Origin of the sequence: Cohaesibacter haloalkalitolerans (genome assembly GCF_003574655.1) — a bacterium.
Taxonomy (GTDB): Bacteria; Pseudomonadota; Alphaproteobacteria; order Rhizobiales; family Cohaesibacteraceae; genus Cohaesibacter; species Cohaesibacter haloalkalitolerans.
The window spans coordinates 144,260-161,388 of sequence record NZ_QNUM01000005.1 but is presented as its reverse complement, the minus strand read 5'-3'; the positions used below and the strand labels follow the sequence as shown (position 1 = coordinate 161,388).

Here is a 17,129-nt window from a genome sequence, read left to right as displayed (position 1 = left end):
GAATTGATGTCTCTGATGCCGGATCATTCCGCTGCAATGGCCGTTTCTTCACCCAGTTTCTTCCAGGGCGGGGTCATGCTGTCCCAGCACGGATTGTTGAGGGTCATGTCCATGTCGCGCGCAAAAATCGCGAAACCGTCATAGCCATGGTATGGGCCGGAATAATCCCAGGAGTGCATCTGGCGGAACGGAATGCCCATCTTCTGGAAGATGTATTTTTCCTTGATGCCCGAGCCGATGAGATCCGGTTTGACGCGCTTGACGAATTCCTCGAACTCGTAGCCGGTCACGTCGTCATAGATCAGGGTCGCGTTGCCCATCTCGTTGATGGTGCGGTCATAGTCGTCGTTGTGGGCGAATTCGTAGCCCGTGCCGACCACTTCCATGCCAAGGTCTTCATAGGCACCGATGATATGGCGGGGACGCAAACCGCCGACGTAGAGCATGACGCGCTTGCCCTCCAGACGCGGGCGATATTTGTCGACCACGGCCTGCCACTGGGGCTTGTATTTCTCGATGACGCGCTCTGCGCCTTCCTTGATCTTGTCGTCGAACTGGGCCGCGATGGCGCGCAGGGATTCCTCGATCTTGGTCGGGCCAAAGAAGTTGTACTCCATCCAGGGCACACCGAACTTCTCTTCCATATAGCGGGAGATATAGTTCATGGAGCGATAGCAGTGCAGCAGGTTCAACTTGGCCTTTGGCGTGTTTTCCATTTCCGCCAGCGTGCCGTCACCGGACCACTGGGCAATGACGCGCAGCCCCATTTCCTCAAGCAGAATGCGGGACGCCCAGGCATCGCCGCCGATATTGTAGTCGCCGATGATGGTGACGTCATACTCGGTCGAGGCGAATTCCTTGCCGGTGGCCGGATCGATCACCCAGTCACGGATGGCGTCGTTGGCGATGTGGTGGCCCAGCGACTGGGAAACGCCGCGGAAGCCTTCGCAACGGACCGGAACAATGGTCTTGCCTGTTTCCTTGCTCTTGGTCTTGGCGACCGCTTCAATGTCGTCACCGATGAGCCCGATCGGACATTCGGACTGAATGGAAATGCCCTTTGCCAGCGGGAACAGCATGTCGATTTCATCGACAATCTTGGCGAGCTTCTTATCGCCGCCGAAGACAATGTCCTTTTCCTGGAAATCAGAGGTGAAATTCATCGTGCCAAAGGTATCAACCCCGGTGTTGCCGACATAATAGTTGCGGCGACCAGCGCGGGAATATTGACCACAGCCCACCGGACCATGGGAAACATGGACCATATCCTTGACCGGTCCCCAAACCACACCCTTCGAGCCGGCGTAGGCGCAGCCGCGGATGGTCATCACACCGGGAAGGGACTTGCGGTTGGAGGTGATGCATTTGCTTGACTTCTCGACGCTCTGATCATTGACCGTCAAATGCTTGGCGCGCTCTTTTTGCGCTTTTTCCGGATAGACCTCGAGCACTTCCTGAATGAGCGCTTCGGTCTGTTCTTTTGTCATTTCAGACATATTCATTTTCCCGTTCTAAGGTGGGAGCCAATCCGCCCCACACCTTGATCAACAGTTCAAAGTGAATGCTTTGGGTCTCAGGCCACAGCGCTGTCGGCAGCTTTCCCGACGATGCTCTCGTCTTCGACTTCCATGATGCCGAATTCCATCAGCAGATCTTCCAGATCGTCCATGGAGATCGGTTCGGGAATGACAAAGCGGTCGTTGTCGATGATTTTCTGGGCCAGATCGCGATATTCCTGTGCCTGCTTGGCTTTCGGGTCATATTCGATCACGGTCATGCGGCGGATTTCTGCGTGCTGCACGACGTTGTCGCGTGGGACGAAGTGGATCATCCGGGTGCCCAGTTTGGCAGCCAGCGCTTCGATCAGTTCGTCTTCACGGTCGGTGTTACGGGAGTTGCAGATAAGGCCTGCCAGGCGCACGCTGCCGGAGTTGGCGTATTTCACGATGCCTTTGGAGATGTTGTTAGCGGCATACATGGCCATCATCTCACCGGAGCAGACGATATAGATTTCCTGTGCCTTGTTTTCACGAATTGGCATGGCGAAGCCGCCACAGACAACGTCGCCGAGCACGTCATAGAAAACGAAGTCGAGATCGTCTTCATAGGCGCCCTCTTCCTCAAGGAAGTTGATGGCCGTGATAACACCGCGCCCTGCACAGCCAACCCCTGGCTCCGGACCACCGGACTCAACACATTTGATGTCGCCGAACCCGACTTTCAGGACGTCTTCCAGTTCCAGATCTTCAACAGACCCTGCTTCCGCAGCAAGATGCATAATGGTGGTTTGCGCCTTGGCGTGCAGAATGAGGCGCGTGGAGTCTGCTTTGGGGTCACAGCCAACGATCATGACTTTTTTGCCAAGCTCTGCGAGGCCAGCAACGAGGTTCTGCGTGGTGGTGGACTTACCGATGCCCCCCTTGCCGTAAATTGCGCATTGACGAAGTGCCATAGGTCTTCTCCTTAAGGCTTGTTGAGTTCTGAATGTCCCACAAACAAAAGGGGTTCGCAGAACGGTGTCTGCCAAAGGGATTTGCAAAGGGTGTGCCAGTTTTGGAATTCACCATTAACCGATTGATTTAATGTGATAAAAATTTTTTCGGTGCATCTTTTCATTGCGTCAGAACACCGACATGACAAAAGGCTCTTTGTCGTATAGGCGACAGAGTGTTGGCCGATATTGTCGTATTTTCTCACCTCCTTCAGAAAAGCGACAAACGACGGACATTGTGCTTAGTTCGCCTTGTCAAAGGCAGCCATTGTCGCAAACCCGACACGCCTCAAAACTTCAATTATCTGAATTATTTCAGCGCCTTGAATGAATTTCATGACTTGGTTTGCTTCTTGCTTGTCTCAAGGAACCAGACATTGCACCAATAACAGAACGGCAGGCACAGTCATGACCAAGGCACTCCTAGATGAGATCGTGAAAAAAGTCGGCAGCGGCGACGTCATCCCCTACCTTGGCCCCGGCGCGCTGTTTGACGTGACCAACGACACAACGGGCGAACCGATACCGGCGGGCAGCGACAGCCTGATCCTTGCCATGAACAAGGGCCGCCCCATGGCACCAAAGCTGATGTATGAATTCTCCCGCGCAGCAATGAATCTGGAACTCAAGCGGGGTCGCCGTTTCATCGAACAATTCCTCACCCAGCTCTACCAGCAGCAACAATGGTCGCGGGCCGCCCTGCATGACTGGATCAGAGATTGCGCGCCGCCCTATGTCATCGACATCAACCGGGACCTGCAGCTGCAACAGGGCTTTGCCGACAAGCCCCACTATCTGGTGCGCGGCATCGCCCGGATCGGCGGGACGAACAATCGCTTCATCATTCACCACCATGACGGCACGGGCTATCAGCCGATCGATCCAGAGGCACTCACATCAGATCTGCCGATCCTGTTCAAGCCGCTTGGGTCGCCAGAGCCGCAACCGACCTACATCGCCTCGGATGCCGACTTTGTCGACTATCTCACCGAACTGATGGGCGGGTTCGGTGTACCGCCGTTCCTCAAGAGCTACCGAAGGGGAAAGCAATATCTGTTTCTGGGAATGCGCTTCACACGCGATACGGAACGGATGGTGATGTCGGACATCACCTTTGGTGCAAATGAGTCCACTGGCTGGGCGCTGATCAAGGAACCAACGGACAAAGAACGCCGCTATTGCAAGAAAAAGGCCATTGAAATCATGGAATTGGGTGTGGCCGACTTTCTTGAAGCAGCGGGTATTCCCGTATCTGTTCACTCTGTGGTATAGATATAGCAATTCCAAAGTGTGTGGGGACACAATATGGCATTAATCGAGTGGGACGAAGGCAAGCACCTTGTGGGCGTCGAAGAGATGGATCACATCCATCAGGGCTTTACGCTCATTGTAAACCGGTTGGGAGAAACTCTCGACCCATCCATTTTCAAGTCGCTTTTCATCCAGTTGCTGGAACATACCCAAGAGCATTTCTCAACTGAAGAGAAGCTCATGGAAGAGAGCGGCTTTCACGGATGCGAGGAGCACCGGCACGAGCACGCGCGGGTTCTCAAACAGATGAGCTACATCAACGAAAAGGTCCAGACTGGCAAGATCGCCTTTGGCCGGGCCTTTGTCGAGGATCTGCCACGATGGTTTGACGTCCACGCGGTGATGATGGACAATGCGCTGGCGACCTATCTGAAGGAGACCGGCTTCGAGATTGCGCTTGGTGATACGGCAACGGATATCATAGCCGACTCGCCTCCAGCTCCCACCGCTCTCTGAAGAGAGCAACGCGGGTCACTTCTCCTCAGGGGCGAAGCATTCGGAAAATTCCGAACAACTTTCGCAACTGGGCGAGCGGCACAGGATGAACCCCTCCCGGGCGCAAAGCTGGCGATAGAAGAATTTCTTCCAGCGCATGTTGTTGGTGTTCTGCTCTGCCAGAGGTCTGAAATTGTAGAGAAGCATCTCGCTCAGGTATTTGCGCTCGAACAGCCCCAGATCCGACCAGAGATGATCATCCCCCATGCATCCTGTCGCCACGATATCGGCAATCCAGAGTTCCTCGTCGGAGCGATTGCTGCGATGGGCGAGCAAGAGTGAGCGGACATCTTCGAGTTCGCTCGCCCGCTCTGGCTCGACATCCGGGCAGGATTGAAGATCGACGGCGTGATATCCGGGGAAAAGACCGACCACCATCGCCTTGAACCGGTCTTCACCAAGCCCCATGCAGCGGGGCAGACTGCCCCGCCCGGCCATCCAGCTCGACAGCATCTGCGCCACAAACGGGCCGTTCTCCGCCCCGGTGGCATAGGTTATCAGGCGCTGATAGAGCACCTGATGATTGGGGAGGACGAGGCCGTCCTCCTTGTCTTCCCGTGCAATGAACATCATGCGCTCTCGTAGGTGATGCGGATATCTTCATCGCGCACGATCATCTGGCAGGCGAGCCGCCATTCGCTGGGCATGTCATTGACGATGACCTTCTCCAGTTCAGCTCTGGTCAATTTGCCAAGCTCCTGCAGAACGGTCTTTTCCTTGTCGGTCATGTGCACGCCCATGTGGGTCGGCCCGCCGTCGGCATCGGTCACATGGATGACGCAGGAGCCACACTCCCCGTCGCCACAGTCGAAATGAATCGGCACCTTGTATTCTCTTGCAAGCTCCAACACGGTTTTCCTGTGGCTACCGGCCGGGGCATAGATTTCCATTTCTTCGAATTCGGGATGCTGAAAAATGATCTTTGGCATTCTACCTGGTCCTTCGGGTCAAGAGGATATGCAGAAAGGTCCTTTGCGGATTTTCGAGACTGGGCGGCTCTGCCCTGCCCCATCGGGTTTGTCAGGCCGGTTTGACCTTGACTTCGCCTTCGCCAATCACCTGAGCCTGGCAGGCACAGCGCATGTCCTTGCCAGCCATGTTCTCCTTCAGAACCTTGTCTTCAAGAACGGTCGGCTCGGAGAGGTTTTCCATACCCTCTTCCACCTTCATCAGGCAGGTGCCGCAATCGCCTTCACGGCAGCCATAGATGATCCCGGCGCCGACTTTTTCCGACACTTCGATTACCCGCGTTCCTGCGGGAACGGTGACTGTCACGTCGATATCAGCAAATGTCAGTTTTCCTTTTGCCATTTCTGTCTCCTTGGTCCTTTGTCATTCAGAGTGAGGCAAAGTCGATGACTTTCGGCTTTGCCTTGCCAGCCAGCAGCTCGGCAATCGACTGACCATAGTCGCGGCAGTCGTCCAGCTCCTGTTCTGTGGGGTGAAACTTGATGCGCTTGCCCTTTTCCGGAACGCGCATCTTGAGGCCACGCAGCCTATCCTCGATCATCGGCACGGCTTCGCCAGACCAGCCATAGGAGCCGAAGGCGGCACCGACCTTGCCGCGGGTCTCGATGGCGACCAGCGAGGCAAGCAGGTCCCAGATGGGTTTGACCGCATCGCCGTTGATGGTGGGCGAGCCGAAGATCAGGCCATCGGCCTCTTCGATGAGATCGACGAAGGGGTCCACTTCTCCGCCCTGAAGGTCATAGAGGGAAACGCGCACCCCTTCGACGGCACTTGCGCCTTCATAGACAGACCGGGCCATGTCGGCCGTGGCACCGTAGGCGCTCATGTAGAAGATCAGCAGGCTCTTTTCCTTGCCTGCAACCTCGTTGGGCAAGTGCGAGCCGGAAAGCAGCCGATAGCTCCTGATGTAATCCATCGGCCGATGGCGCAGGATCGGGCCATGTGAGGGCGCGATCATCAGCGGCGCAAGCGGCTCAAGCTTGTCCATGGCGGACAGCACCCATTTCTTGAACGGGCGCATGATGTGCTTGAAATAATATTCGAAGGAAAAGCGGAAATCGCCGACCAGATCATTGTAGAACCGCCCGTCACAGAAATGGGCGCCGAACACATCGCAGGAAAAGAGGATCCGCTCTTCCACCAGAAAGGTACATTTGGTCTCGGGCCAGTGGAGATAGGGCGTATGGACGAAGCGGAGTGTCCTGCCGCCGAGGTCGAGCTGATCCCCGTCATCGGTAAGAGTGTAGCGATAGCTTTCGAGCGCATCCTTGAGGGTTGCCTGCAGCAGCTTGAGACCGCGCTGGGAAACATAGATATGCGCCTGTGGCGCTCGGCGCATCAGCTCCGGCAGGGCTCCTGCGTGGTCCAGCTCAAGGTGATTGAGGACGACGGCCCTGATCCGGTCATAACTGGTTACCGCCTCCAGTCGAGCAAAAAACTGGTTCGAGAATTCCTCTTTCACCGTGTCGATGACGGCGACACCCTCGGCCCCTTCGACCAGATAGGCGTTGTAGGTCGTGCCGTTCGCCGTCTTCAGGATCAGATCAAAGGTGCGCAGATCCGGATCGAACGCGCCGATCCAGTGCACGCCGAGGGCAATTTCTTCTGCCGGTTTGGACGCGAGCTGCGCGGTCATGACCTTACAAGATCCCCTGTGCGACGAGTTCGGCGATGCGCTGGGGCGGAATGCCGGTAAGGCTTCCGGGAGGATTGGCAGCCTCTCCGAATTCGTTGAGAATGGCTCCCTCCACCGGGCAGATGCTGGCGCACTGGGCAACGGCATAGTCGCCTTCACACTGGGTGCAGTCGCTGGCGGCTATCACGAACGTCCGGGCACCGGCGTTGATGGCATCCGACGGGCAGACATCCATGCAGGCGTGGCAATTGACGCAGAGGCTGGTGATTTCATAGCTCATGGTCTGGTCCCTTTCTTCAGGCGCTGGCGGTCTGTTGGCCGGAACGCGCGGACAGGTTCCTGTCGAGGGCGCCCGAGGCATGCAGTTCGGCATAAACGGCCATCAGGGCTGGAACGATCGGCTTGTCGGCGTGTTCTCCATTGGGAATGATGCCAGCGGCCTCGAGCTGGTCCCACGGTTTGAAGCCGACCTTGGAGCACAGCACCACTTCGCAGCCCCTGAGCATGTCGATGGTTTCGGGCAGCGCCGCATCACCATCGCCACAATTAACCGGGCCGGTGCAATACTGGGCCGTCTTGCGATGGCCGATCAGCCGGGCACCTCTCGGCGAGACCTCGTAGATCATGAATTCCCGTGCTGAGCCGAAATGCTGGTTGATCAGCCCCTGCCCGTTGCTGGCAACAGCCATCTGCACCGATCTCAAGCCCGCTGGCAGGCCCGTCTCTTCAGTCCTGCCCGCAGCAACCATCGGAGCAGGCTGCGACAGGCTTGTCTTATGTTGCAGGGTAAGACCATTGACCGTGAACAGGGTTTTGCCATTGGCCGCTTTCATTTGTTCCTTGAGAGTTTCAACATGCACCTTCTGCTGTGCCCGCTTTGCTTCAATATCGGCCTGCACTCTGGCGCGCGTTTCCATGGCGGCGGCGTAGTCCACATCAAGGGCATCAATCTTTGCGAGGGTGAATTCCTCGCCCCGATCTTCGCCCAGCAATCCTACGGCATCGGCGCGACACTGGCGGCAGTGGCGCATCATGTTCATGTCCCCACATGCGTCCTGAAGGGTGGTCAGCTCCTGCTGGGTCGGGGCACGCTGCCCCATGACACCGTAATAGGTGCCGTGTTCCGGCTCTGTGATCAGCGGCATGACATTGTGCAGGAAAGCACCCTTGGCCTTGATCACGCGGCTGACTTCCTTGAGATGCTCGTCATTGACACCGGGAATGAGCACCGAGTTGACCTTGACCAGCACACCGCGCTCAATGAGCATTTCAAGCCCCTTCTGCTGGCGCTCAATGAGGATCTTCGCAGCCTTGACACCCCGCATGCGGCGGTTGTTCCAATAGATCCACGGATAGATCTGGGCACCGATCTCAGGATCGACGGCGTTGATGGTGATGGTCACATGGTCGACGTTATACTGCATCAGCTCATCGACACAGTCTGGCAACGACAAGCCGTTGGTCGAGACGCAGAGCTTGATGTCGGGCGCCTGCTCGGACAACATCCTGAAGGTTTCGAAGGTGCGGGCCGGATTGGCCAGAGGATCACCAGGACCGGCAACGCCAAGCACGGTCATCTGGGGGATGGATGCCGCAACGGCCAGCGTCTTGCGCACAGCCTGCTCCGGTGTCAGAAGCTCGGAGACCACCCCGGGGCGGCTCTCATTGGCGCAGTCATATTTGCGATTGCAATAGTTGCACTGGATATTGCAGGCCGGGGCAACAGCCACATGCATGCGGGCATAGTGGTGATGCGCCTCTTCGGAATAGCAAGGATGGTTCTTGACGCGATCCCGGATGGCATCGGGCAACTGATCGACATGATCCTTCGAGCTGCCGCAGGAAACTTGTGTGCATCCGGCTGATGCTTCGGCCTTGATTGTTCCGTCCAGCATGGTGCCCCGATCCTTTCTTCAGCATTGGTCCATGAGAACCGTTTTGCAAGGGGCATGCCATATGAAGAAAAGTATACATCACATTGAAATTCATATGTTTTATAAGAAATGTCTGAATTCTGTCTTTGTCGTAGATGCGACAATGGGAGGGAACGTCCGACCTTCACTTTGTGACATACCGACCAATCGATTGCACGTCTTGGCAAAGAGACACAGGACCAAGGTCCACCAGACTATCAGGAAGGGAGGAGATGTGGGGAAGCACGGCTCCCGGTCAGATGCGTCTGACCGAGATGCCTAGTATCTTGATGCGATAGGCGATCTGGCGCGGCGTCATGTCGAGCAGCCGAGCCGCCTTTGCCTGCACCCATCCTGCTTCTTCCAGCGCGGCGATGACCCGTTCTCGTTCGTCGAGGGTTTCATCCTGCCAGGCGTTGTCCGCAGCCGGTTCTTCGGCTGCGGCTTGCGGGATCTTGAGGATCGGTGGCAAGGGTTGGGCCGGAACGCCGACAAGGGTCTTTTCCGGCAGACCGGAAAGGGAAACCACGTCCCTGTCGATCACGCCGTCCGGGCTCATGACGGAGGCGCGTTCGAGGCAGTTCTCCAGCTCGCGCACGTTGCCCGGCCAGCTGTGGCGCATGAGCAGGCGCACGGCGCTATCCTTGAGGATGAGGGTGCGCCCCTGCTGCTGGCCGATCTTGCCGATAAGAAAGCGACCGAGCTCGGGAATATCGTCCATGCGCTCGCGCAGTGATGGCATATTGATAGCCATGACATTGAGGCGATAATAGAGATCTTCTCTGAAAGTACCCGCTTCCACTGCAGCTTCCAGATCCTTGTTGGTGGCCGCGATGATGCGCACATCAACCTTGTGGGTCTTGTTGCCGCCGACACGCTCGAACTCACCTTCCTGCAACACCCGCAACAGCTTGGACTGGAAGGCGGGGGTGATTTCGCCGATTTCATCGAGAAACAGCGTCCCGCCATCAGCCTGCTCGAAGCGCCCCTTGCGCAGGGAAACGGCACCGGTGAAAGCCCCCTTCTCATGGCCGAACAGTTCCGATTCCAGAAGGTTATCAGGCAGGGCTGCGCAGTTGAGCTTGAGATAGGGCGCAGTGGCACGCGGCGAGTTATAGTGAATGGCGTTGGCAATCAGCTCCTTGCCGGTGCCGCTTTCGCCACGGATCAGTACGGTGGTGTTCCACTTGGCCACCATGCGTACCTGATCGAACACCAGCCGCATGGCATCGGTTTCACCAATGATATTCTCGAAGCCGTGCTGGCGCTTGACCCGACGGCGCAGGCTGTCGCGTTCTTCGCGCAGCTTGTCCTGTTCTTCCTGAACAGCCTTGGACAGCAGGATGGCCTGCCCGATCAACGAGGCGATCATCTGCATCAGCTTGGCATTGTCTTCCAGAAACTTGTCGGCAAAGAAAGGCTGGGCGGCAAAGACCCCCACCGGTTCATTGGAGCCCAGAAAGATTGGCGCGCCAATGAAAGGCCGGTTCGGATCATAGACGCCAAGACGATCCAGAAAGCGCGGTTCTTCGGCGATGCGCGGCACCACGATGAGCTTCCGCTCGCTGAGGATGGCGCCGACAATCCCCTCGCCGGGCATGTAGCTGACATTCTTTGTGAAGGTCGCTTCATCCTGATGAATATCGATGATCCGCAACAGACCGCTGTCATTGTCGAGCAGGCAGATCATGCCATAGAGCAGGCGGCCTTCCTCGTGCAGCAGACGCAGAACCTCTCGGGCTGTGTCGTGCAGATCCAGCGAACGGCCGAGCAACTGGCTGACCTTGTAAAGCGTTTCCAGTTCACGGCGATAAAAAGAACAGAAAACGGGCTTGGGACACAAGCCCTCATCGTGTTTGATAACTTCATCCGACGTCGTTGGACACTGAATGCTCATGATGCTCGCAATCTAGTAGGGGAACTAACAGGCTGGCAAACTGACGCATATGTTGGATCCGCGTACGTTGCTCTCGCGGATTTCGATATCGCCATGCAAGTCAGCCACAATCTGCCGGGCGATGGCCAAACCCAAACCGGCGTGGTGCGGGCTGGATTGCCAGGCTGTGTAGAAAGGCTCGAAGACCTTGGTTCGGGCGGCCCGGTCGATACCGGGACCGGAATCCTGAATGCAGACTTCAACCGTTCTGTCGGCACCAACGCGCGATATGACGCCGACCGATCGAGCGGTAGCGCCATTCTCCCCTATGGCGTTGATGGCATTATCGAGCAATATCCGGAGCATGACGCGGATCGTGATCTCATCACTGTAGATCATCGGCAGTTCCGGACTGGCGCGCCAATCCACTTCGATGCCGTTGGCATCAATGCGATCGGCAGAAATGATGAGACAATCCCTTATTGCTTCGTTGATGTTGATGGGAACGTGCGCCGCCGTCCTGTCTTCCGGAAGCGACAGACGCAGAGTGCGGGCAGCCTCGTGGCCAAACTCCAGCGCCTCGTCCAGCGCACCGCCCATGGGCAGACAGCCCGGTGTTTCCGATGACTTCGGACCACAGGCCGTGCGCTGCAGATTGTTGGACAGCGCCGTCATGACATTGAGCGGCTTTTGCAACAGATAGAGCGCACCGTCGATCACTTCACGAGTACGATACTCCATTTCCGATTCCGCCATCCGCGCCCGGACCGCATTGAGGCGGGCCTTTTCATATTCCTGCTTCTGGAACTCGACCAGTTGGCAGTGCGATGCACATTCTACGGTGTAGAGCGGGGCATGGGTGCGTTTGGCAAGCTGTTCTGTCATGGCGGCGTGTCGCTTCGTTGTCAAATCGATGAAAAGGACTGATGCAACTTGCGTGCCGAATGAAAGGACGCGGATTTTGGCCAGTTTGCCGTGTCCTGTTGTCGCATTTCCGACAAAAGGCGAACCGACACGCGCAATATTGTAGCAAATGCCCCTCAAGTGACCTGTCCCATGGCCTGCCGCGCAAGAGGCGGCCGAGTGCGCAGAATTCAGCCCCTTAGCCCCGATACCACCAGAAAGTCATCCCGCTTGGCACGGTTGATGCAAACGGGCTTGCAAGACCTTTTTCAATCAGGCGAACGGATTGCCTTCATGGAACATACACTGCTGATCCTTCTTGAGACCGCCCTCGTCAACAATGTGGTGCTGGTCAAGTTTCTGGGTCTATGTCCCTTCATGGGTGTGTCGAACAAGCTGTCGGCGGCGCTGGGCATGGGCTTTGCCACGACCTTCGTTCTGACCCTTGCAGCCACCGCCGCCTGGGTGGTCGAGCGGTTTTTGCTCGAGCCGCTGGGGCTTCAGTATCTGCGCATCCTGACGCTCATTCTGCTCATCGCCGCCATTGTCCAGTTCACGGAAATGGCGATCCGCAAATTCTCGCCGGTGCTGCATCAGCGGCTTGGCATCTTCCTGCCACTGATCACGACCAACTGCGCCGTACTGGGCGTGGCGCTGCTCAACATTCAGGAAGACCACACCTTCTATGAGAGCGTGCTGTTCGGGTTGGGTTCGGCGCTCGGCTTCTCGCTGGTTCTGGTTCTCTTCTCGGGGCTCAGGGAACGGATCAAGCTGGCGGAAGTTCCCACCCTCTTCAAGGGGACGCCGATTGCCTTTCTCACCGCCGGTTTTCTGTCCCTGTCCTTCATGGGATTTGCCGGACTGGTTTCCCACTAGCCGCAAGGCCTGCATTCGCAGCAGACAACAAGCAACAAGAGGATTTTGACATGTTGGCAGCAATGGGTGCTCTTCTGGCTTTGGGGGTGCTTTTGGGCGGAGGTCTCGGGCTGGCTGCGCATTACCTGCGCGTCGAAGGCAACCCGATCGCCGGGGAAATCGAGGAGCTTCTGCCGGGCTCGAACTGCGGCCAATGCGGCTTTCTGGGCTGTTCAGATGCTGCCAACGCGTTGGCCGAGCACAGCGCCAACGTGACCCTGTGCCCACCTGGCGGCAAGACGCTTGCTGCAGCTCTGGCGGAAAAGCTTGGCGTTGAGGCCGATCTGTCGGCCATGAAGGACACCGGGCCGATGATTGCCTTTGTCTTTGAAGACCTCTGCATCGGCTGCACCAAATGCGCCAAGCGCTGCCCGACGGATGCCATCGTGGGGGCATCCAAACAGATCCACGGTGTTGTCGATGACGCCTGCACCGGTTGCGAGAATTGCGCAGAGGTCTGCCCGACCGGGGCCATCACCATGCGCAAGGAAACCGCGACCATCCAAACCTGGCACTGGCCGAAGCCAGAACTCTCTCTGGCAAGTTGATGGATTGACCCAATGAGACTATTCAAGATCAAAGGGGGCATTCACCCCGACGGGCGCAAGGAACTGGCCGAGAACGAAAAGATCGAACAGATTCCTCTGCCGACCCTGATGCGCATCCCCCTCAAGCAGCACACAGGCGCCCCCGCCAATCCGATCGTCGAAAAAGGCGATACCGTCAAGAAGGGACAGGTGCTGGCGCTTTCCCGCGGATCGGTATCGGCCACCATTCATGCGCCGACATCCGGGCGGATCATCGCCATCGGCCGCTTTGTCGCGCCGCATGCCTCGGGCCTGCCAGAACCGACCATCACGCTCAGACCTGATGGCAAGGACGAATGGGGAGACCTGCCGCCGCCCCTTGATCCCTTTGCAACCGAACCGGACGAGATCGCCCGGCGTGTGGCCGAGGCCGGTGTCGTGGGCCTTGGCGGCGCGGCCTTCCCGGCGGCTGTCAAACTCAATCTGCGCACCCGCGGACCGCTGCATACGCTGGTGATCAATGCGGCCGAGTGCGAACCCTACATCACCTGCGATGATCGCCTGATGCGCGAACGGGCAGCCGAAATTCTCGATGGTGTCGCCATTATCTGTCACACCATTGGTGTCACCAAGGCGCTGATTGGCGTGGAGAAAAACAAGCCTGATGCCATCAAGGCGCTCAAAAGGGAAGCGCAGGCGCAGAACCGCTACGACATCAAGGTCGTGGAGGTGCCGACCCGCTACCCGACCGGCTTTGCCAAGCATCTGGTGCAGATCCTCACCGGACAGGAGGTTCCTGCGCGGGCGCTGACCGCTGACGTTGGCGTGATCGTGCAGAATGTTGCCACCACCTATGCCATCCAGCAGGCCGTCCGGCTTGGGCGCCCGCTCATTTCCCGCATTGTGACCGTCAGCGGCGAGATGATCCGGCGCAAGGGCAATTTCGAGGTTCCGATCGGCACCCCGATCTCCCACATCATCGAGCATTGCGGCGGCTTCATTGATGAGCCGGAAAAACTGCTGCTGGGTGGCTCAATGATGGGCGACCCTGTTTCCAGCACCCGCGCACCAGTCGTCAAGGGCTCGAATGGCATTCTGGCTCTGGGACGCAAGGAGACCTCGCAAAAGCCGATCATGCCCTGCATTCGCTGCACCTCCTGTGTTGCCGCCTGCCCCTGCGGGTTGATGCCCTATGAAATGGCAGCCCGTATCAAGGCAGATGAGCTGGAGAGTGCGGTTGATATCGGCCTCAGGGATTGCATCGCCTGCGGCTCCTGCTCCTTTGTCTGCCCGGCCAACATCCCGCTGGTGCAGTATTTCAACTATGCCAAAGGCAGCCTCACCGCCAAGCAGCGCGCCGCCCACAAGCAGGAGGAGACCAAGCGGCTGGTGCAGTTCCACGACGCTCGCATGGAGAAGATCAAGAAGGAAAAGCAGGCTGCGATGGCACGCATGAAGGCTGAACGGGAAGCCAAGAAGCGCAAGGAGGAACAGGAGGAGGCAACCATGGGATCAGAGGGTGTGGCCGGAGTTATGACAGAGGATGTCATCTCCGCGCCGGACCATCACAAAGCAAGGGCGAAAGCATGAGTGACGTCAATATCACAGCCGGACCGTTTTCCCACTCGGGAGCCAGTGTTTCCCGCACCATGGGGCTCGTCATGGTGGCGCTGCTGCCCTCCACCCTGTTCGGCTTTGTCCAGTTTGGCTGGCCCTCGATCTATCTGTTTCTGGTTACGGTGGCGGCAGCCATCCTCGCCGAGGCCTTGTGCCTCAAGTTGGCGGGCAAACCGGTGAAGCTCCACCTGCTCGATGGCTCGGGCATCCTGACCGGCTGGCTGTTGGCCATGACCCTGCCACCTTGGGCGCCCTGGTGGATCGGGGCAGTTGGCTCGTTGATTGCCATCATGCTGGCCAAGCAGGCCTTTGGCGGCCTCGGGCAGAATGTCTTCAACCCGGCGATGGTGGCCCGTACGGTGCTGCTCATTTCCTTCCCAATCCAGATGACCCAGTTTCTGGGACCCCAGCCGATCTATAGCGGCGCAGCGCCCGATTTCATTCGCGGACTGGCAATCACCTTCGGCGGCCATCCGGAGATTGATGCCATCACCAGCGCCTCGCTGCTCGGCACGATCAAGACCGAGCTCGGGCGCGGCGAGGTGTTGCAACAGATCCTTGCCCAATCGTTCGACCTCAAGAACATGGTCATTGGTTTCGCTCCGGGCTCGATGGGCGAAACGTCAGCCATTCTGGCACTGATCGGAGGCCTGTTCCTGTTGGCCACCCGCATCATCACCTGGCACATTCCCGTAGCAATGATCGGGGCCATGAGTGCCCTCTCCGGCCTTGCCCATTTTCTCGATCCTGCCCACTTTGCCAGCCCGCTGGTGCATCTGGTCTCGGGCACCTTTGCCTTTGCGGTGTTTTTCATCGCGACGGACTACGTCACGGCCCCCGGCTCGCCTCTGGGCAAGATCATTTTCGGGGCGGGCGTCGGCACCCTGACCTTCATCATTCGCACATGGGCGGCCTATCCAGAGGGCGTGGCCTTCGCGATCCTTCTGATGAACGCCACGGTGCCGCTGATCGACACCTATATCAAGCCGCGCATCTATGGCCGAACCCGCAAGGGCGACCCGATCAACCTCAAGGAAACCAGCAAGGGAGAGGCACGATGAGCGAGAGCGAATTGAACGCCGATACCTTCAAGGCCCCTGATGGTCAGCCTGACGCGGGGAATGCCATGCGCGACAGGATCAAGGCGCTCTATATGAGGTATCACGACAATCCGGCCTATCTGGCGACGGTGCTTGGTGGCTTCTGCCTGATCTCGGCCCTTATCCTCGCCTCCAGCTACATGGCGACGCTGGACCCGATTGCCATAAGGCAAAAGGAAGATTTGCAATCCTCTCTGGCGCTGGTCATCCCGGCGAGCCTGCATGACAATGATCTGGTCCACGACGCCTTTACCATCAAGGACACGAATGGCGCCCGAACCGTCTATCCCGCCTACCGTCAGGGAACACTGACCGCGGTTGCCTACCAGGTCAGCGCGGTGGGGTATGGCGGACCGATCCTGTCGATTATCGGGGTGGACCCGAACGGCACTCTGCTTGGCGTCGAGGTGCTGCAACACACCGAAACACCGGGGCTTGGCGACCGGATCGAATCCAAGCGCGGCGACTGGATCAAGCAGTTTTCCGGGCGCTCGCTCGCTGAACCCTCCGAGGCCCAGTGGAAGGTCAAGAAGGACGGTGGCTATTTCGACCAGCTGTCCGGGGCGACCATCACCCCGCGCGCCGTGGTGCTTTCAGTGCGCAGCGGGCTGGAATTCTTCAAGGCCCACAAAGACGAGATCCTCACCTGCCCTGACGGGTCATGCAAAGGAAACCGATCATGACAAAAAGCTATCGCGAGATCACCCTTGAGGGCCTCTGGACCAATACGATCCTGTTTTCGCAAACGCTGGCGCTCTGCCCGATGCTGGCCGTTACCGGCACCGCCACCAACGGCCTTGGTCTGGGATTGGCCACCACTGCCGTGCTGGTGGCTTCGGGCCTGCTCATCTCCCTTTTGCGTAATTTCATCGAGCCGGAAATCCGCATTCCCGCCTATGTGCTGATCATCGCCGGGCTGGTAACGATTGTCGATCTCTACATGAATGCCTATCTGCATGACCTCTACAAGATCCTAGGCCTGTTCATTCCGCTGATCGTCACCAACTGTGCCATTCTCGGTCGTGCTGAGAGCTTTGCCTCCAAGGCTCGTATCCTGCCCTCGGTACTTGATGGTCTGATGATGGGAGTGGGTTTCACCCTTGCCCTTGTCCTGCTCGGCGCGGTGCGCGAGATTGTGGGGTCCGGCACCCTCTTTTCAGGTGCCTCGCTGTTGCTCGGACCGGCCTTCAGCTTTCTGGAAGTGACCGTCATTCCGGATTACCCCGGCTTTCTCATCTTCATCCTGCCACCGGGCGGGTTCATCATGCTGAGCCTCATCCTCGTCGGCAAGCGGATGATCGACAACCAGTTCGAAAAAGCCCGTAAGGCACGGCAGGACGAGACGGACCTCATCGGCGGGCACATCACGATATAGG

General features: G+C 57.9%; 18 protein-coding genes. 8 read left to right on the top strand and 10 right to left on the bottom strand.

The genetic code is table 11. The annotated features are described in order from the left end of the window. Nucleotides 1-23 precede the first annotated feature (23 nt). Both nifD and nifH read right to left on the bottom strand, forming a co-directional pair. Entirely contained in the window at nt 24-1,496 is a 1,473-nt protein-coding gene (nifD, locus tag DSL70_RS13825) for a nitrogenase molybdenum-iron protein alpha chain (protein ID WP_119308533.1), read from the bottom strand. A gap of 77 nt (nt 1,497-1,573) precedes the next feature. Further along, on the bottom strand, nt 1,574-2,452 hold the full coding sequence (nifH, locus tag DSL70_RS13820) for a nitrogenase iron protein (RefSeq protein ID WP_119308532.1): 879 nt from the start codon (nt 2,450-2,452) through the stop codon (nt 1,574-1,576). A 447-nt stretch (nt 2,453-2,899) separates the two neighbouring features. On the opposite strand from nifH, the gene DSL70_RS13815 reads away from it, so the two are divergent. After that, complete coding sequence (locus DSL70_RS13815) at nt 2,900-3,763, top strand: SIR2 family protein (protein WP_119308531.1); 864 nt, start codon at nt 2,900-2,902, stop codon at nt 3,761-3,763. Between the two features lie 33 nt (nt 3,764-3,796). After that, the gene (locus DSL70_RS13810; RefSeq protein ID WP_119308530.1) at nt 3,797-4,258 is read left to right on the top strand and encodes a bacteriohemerythrin; all 462 of its coding nucleotides are present in this window, start codon (nt 3,797-3,799) and stop codon (nt 4,256-4,258) included. 15 nt (nt 4,259-4,273) lie between these two features. Here the strand turns inward: DSL70_RS13810 and DSL70_RS13805 are convergent, their stop codons facing one another. The 8 genes from DSL70_RS13805 to DSL70_RS13770 form a co-directional block, all read right to left on the bottom strand. After that, a complete protein-coding gene (locus tag DSL70_RS13805; protein WP_119308529.1) occupies nt 4,274-4,870 on the bottom strand; it encodes a nitrogen fixation protein NifQ in 597 nt (198 codons plus the stop codon). Further along, on the bottom strand, nt 4,867-5,226 hold the full coding sequence (locus DSL70_RS13800) for a 2Fe-2S iron-sulfur cluster-binding protein (protein WP_119308528.1): 360 nt from the start codon (nt 5,224-5,226) through the stop codon (nt 4,867-4,869). Before DSL70_RS13800 ends, DSL70_RS13805 begins: the two co-directional genes overlap by 4 nt. Nucleotides 5,227-5,317: 91 nt before the next feature. Next, nucleotides 5,318-5,608, bottom strand: coding sequence for a 2Fe-2S iron-sulfur cluster-binding protein (locus DSL70_RS13795; RefSeq protein ID WP_119308527.1), 291 nt, complete (start codon nt 5,606-5,608; stop codon nt 5,318-5,320). A gap of 25 nt (nt 5,609-5,633) precedes the next feature. After that, nucleotides 5,634-6,902, bottom strand: coding sequence for an FprA family A-type flavoprotein (locus tag DSL70_RS13790; protein ID WP_119308526.1), 1,269 nt, complete (start codon nt 6,900-6,902; stop codon nt 5,634-5,636). A 4-nt stretch (nt 6,903-6,906) separates the two neighbouring features. Further along, on the bottom strand, nt 6,907-7,182 hold the full coding sequence (locus tag DSL70_RS13785; RefSeq protein ID WP_119308525.1) for a ferredoxin family protein: 276 nt from the start codon (nt 7,180-7,182) through the stop codon (nt 6,907-6,909). A gap of 16 nt (nt 7,183-7,198) precedes the next feature. Further along, on the bottom strand, nt 7,199-8,797 hold the full coding sequence (nifB, locus tag DSL70_RS13780; RefSeq protein WP_119308524.1) for a nitrogenase cofactor biosynthesis protein NifB: 1,599 nt from the start codon (nt 8,795-8,797) through the stop codon (nt 7,199-7,201). A 274-nt stretch (nt 8,798-9,071) separates the two neighbouring features. Next, nucleotides 9,072-10,712 (bottom strand): nif-specific transcriptional activator NifA, encoded by a 1,641-nt coding sequence (gene nifA, locus DSL70_RS13775; RefSeq protein WP_119308523.1) that lies wholly within the window; start codon nt 10,710-10,712, stop codon nt 9,072-9,074. A gap of 24 nt (nt 10,713-10,736) precedes the next feature. Further along, on the bottom strand, nt 10,737-11,576 hold the full coding sequence (locus DSL70_RS13770; protein WP_119308522.1) for an ATP-binding protein: 840 nt from the start codon (nt 11,574-11,576) through the stop codon (nt 10,737-10,739). A 312-nt stretch (nt 11,577-11,888) separates the two neighbouring features. Between DSL70_RS13770 and rsxA the strand changes: the two genes are divergently transcribed. From rsxA to DSL70_RS13740, 6 genes are read left to right on the top strand one after another with little or no spacing between them, the layout of a single operon-like run. Then, nucleotides 11,889-12,470, top strand: a complete 582-nt coding sequence (gene rsxA, locus DSL70_RS13765; protein ID WP_119308812.1) for an electron transport complex subunit RsxA — start codon at nt 11,889-11,891, stop codon at nt 12,468-12,470. A 50-nt stretch (nt 12,471-12,520) separates the two neighbouring features. Further along, a complete protein-coding gene (locus DSL70_RS13760) occupies nt 12,521-13,057 on the top strand; it encodes an RnfABCDGE type electron transport complex subunit B (RefSeq protein WP_119308521.1) in 537 nt (178 codons plus the stop codon). A 12-nt stretch (nt 13,058-13,069) separates the two neighbouring features. Then, entirely contained in the window at nt 13,070-14,626 is a 1,557-nt protein-coding gene (rsxC, locus tag DSL70_RS13755; RefSeq protein WP_119308520.1) for an electron transport complex subunit RsxC, read from the top strand. Then, nucleotides 14,623-15,714: an RnfABCDGE type electron transport complex subunit D gene (locus DSL70_RS13750; RefSeq protein ID WP_119308519.1), complete on the top strand. Its 1,092-nt coding sequence runs from the start codon at nt 14,623-14,625 to the stop codon at nt 15,712-15,714. The genes rsxC and DSL70_RS13750 overlap by 4 nt, the downstream gene beginning before the upstream one ends. Next, on the top strand, nt 15,711-16,436 hold the full coding sequence (locus tag DSL70_RS13745) for an RnfABCDGE type electron transport complex subunit G (protein WP_205563263.1): 726 nt from the start codon (nt 15,711-15,713) through the stop codon (nt 16,434-16,436). Before DSL70_RS13750 ends, DSL70_RS13745 begins: the two co-directional genes overlap by 4 nt. Beyond that, the gene (locus DSL70_RS13740) at nt 16,433-17,128 is read left to right on the top strand and encodes an electron transport complex subunit E (protein ID WP_119308518.1); all 696 of its coding nucleotides are present in this window, start codon (nt 16,433-16,435) and stop codon (nt 17,126-17,128) included. Before DSL70_RS13745 ends, DSL70_RS13740 begins: the two co-directional genes overlap by 4 nt. The last annotated feature ends 1 nt before the right edge of the window (nt 17,129 follow it).

Bases quoted from the DNA above. Each gene is read 5' to 3' on its own strand.
- nifD (WP_119308533.1), bottom strand. From the start codon at position 1,496: ATGTCTGAAATGACAAAAGAACAGACCGAAGCGCTCATTCAGGAAGTG.
- nifH (WP_119308532.1), bottom strand. From the start codon at position 2,452: ATGGCACTTCGTCAATGCGCAATTTACGGCAAGGGGGGCATCGGTAAG.
- DSL70_RS13815 (WP_119308531.1), top strand. From the start codon at position 2,900: ATGACCAAGGCACTCCTAGATGAGATCGTGAAAAAAGTCGGCAGCGGC.
- DSL70_RS13810 (WP_119308530.1), top strand. From the start codon at position 3,797: ATGGCATTAATCGAGTGGGACGAAGGCAAGCACCTTGTGGGCGTCGAA.
- DSL70_RS13805 (WP_119308529.1), bottom strand. From the start codon at position 4,870: ATGATGTTCATTGCACGGGAAGACAAGGAGGACGGCCTCGTCCTCCCC.
- DSL70_RS13800 (WP_119308528.1), bottom strand. From the start codon at position 5,226: ATGCCAAAGATCATTTTTCAGCATCCCGAATTCGAAGAAATGGAAATC.
- DSL70_RS13795 (WP_119308527.1), bottom strand. From the start codon at position 5,608: ATGGCAAAAGGAAAACTGACATTTGCTGATATCGACGTGACAGTCACC.
- DSL70_RS13790 (WP_119308526.1), bottom strand. From the start codon at position 6,902: ATGACCGCGCAGCTCGCGTCCAAACCGGCAGAAGAAATTGCCCTCGGC.
- DSL70_RS13785 (WP_119308525.1), bottom strand. From the start codon at position 7,182: ATGAGCTATGAAATCACCAGCCTCTGCGTCAATTGCCACGCCTGCATG.
- nifB (WP_119308524.1), bottom strand. From the start codon at position 8,797: ATGCTGGACGGAACAATCAAGGCCGAAGCATCAGCCGGATGCACACAA.
- nifA (WP_119308523.1), bottom strand. From the start codon at position 10,712: ATGAGCATTCAGTGTCCAACGACGTCGGATGAAGTTATCAAACACGAT.
- DSL70_RS13770 (WP_119308522.1), bottom strand. From the start codon at position 11,576: ATGACAGAACAGCTTGCCAAACGCACCCATGCCCCGCTCTACACCGTA.
- rsxA (WP_119308812.1), top strand. From the start codon at position 11,889: ATGGAACATACACTGCTGATCCTTCTTGAGACCGCCCTCGTCAACAAT.
- DSL70_RS13760 (WP_119308521.1), top strand. From the start codon at position 12,521: ATGTTGGCAGCAATGGGTGCTCTTCTGGCTTTGGGGGTGCTTTTGGGC.
- rsxC (WP_119308520.1), top strand. From the start codon at position 13,070: ATGAGACTATTCAAGATCAAAGGGGGCATTCACCCCGACGGGCGCAAG.
- DSL70_RS13750 (WP_119308519.1), top strand. From the start codon at position 14,623: ATGAGTGACGTCAATATCACAGCCGGACCGTTTTCCCACTCGGGAGCC.
- DSL70_RS13745 (WP_205563263.1), top strand. From the start codon at position 15,711: ATGAGCGAGAGCGAATTGAACGCCGATACCTTCAAGGCCCCTGATGGT.
- DSL70_RS13740 (WP_119308518.1), top strand. From the start codon at position 16,433: ATGACAAAAAGCTATCGCGAGATCACCCTTGAGGGCCTCTGGACCAAT.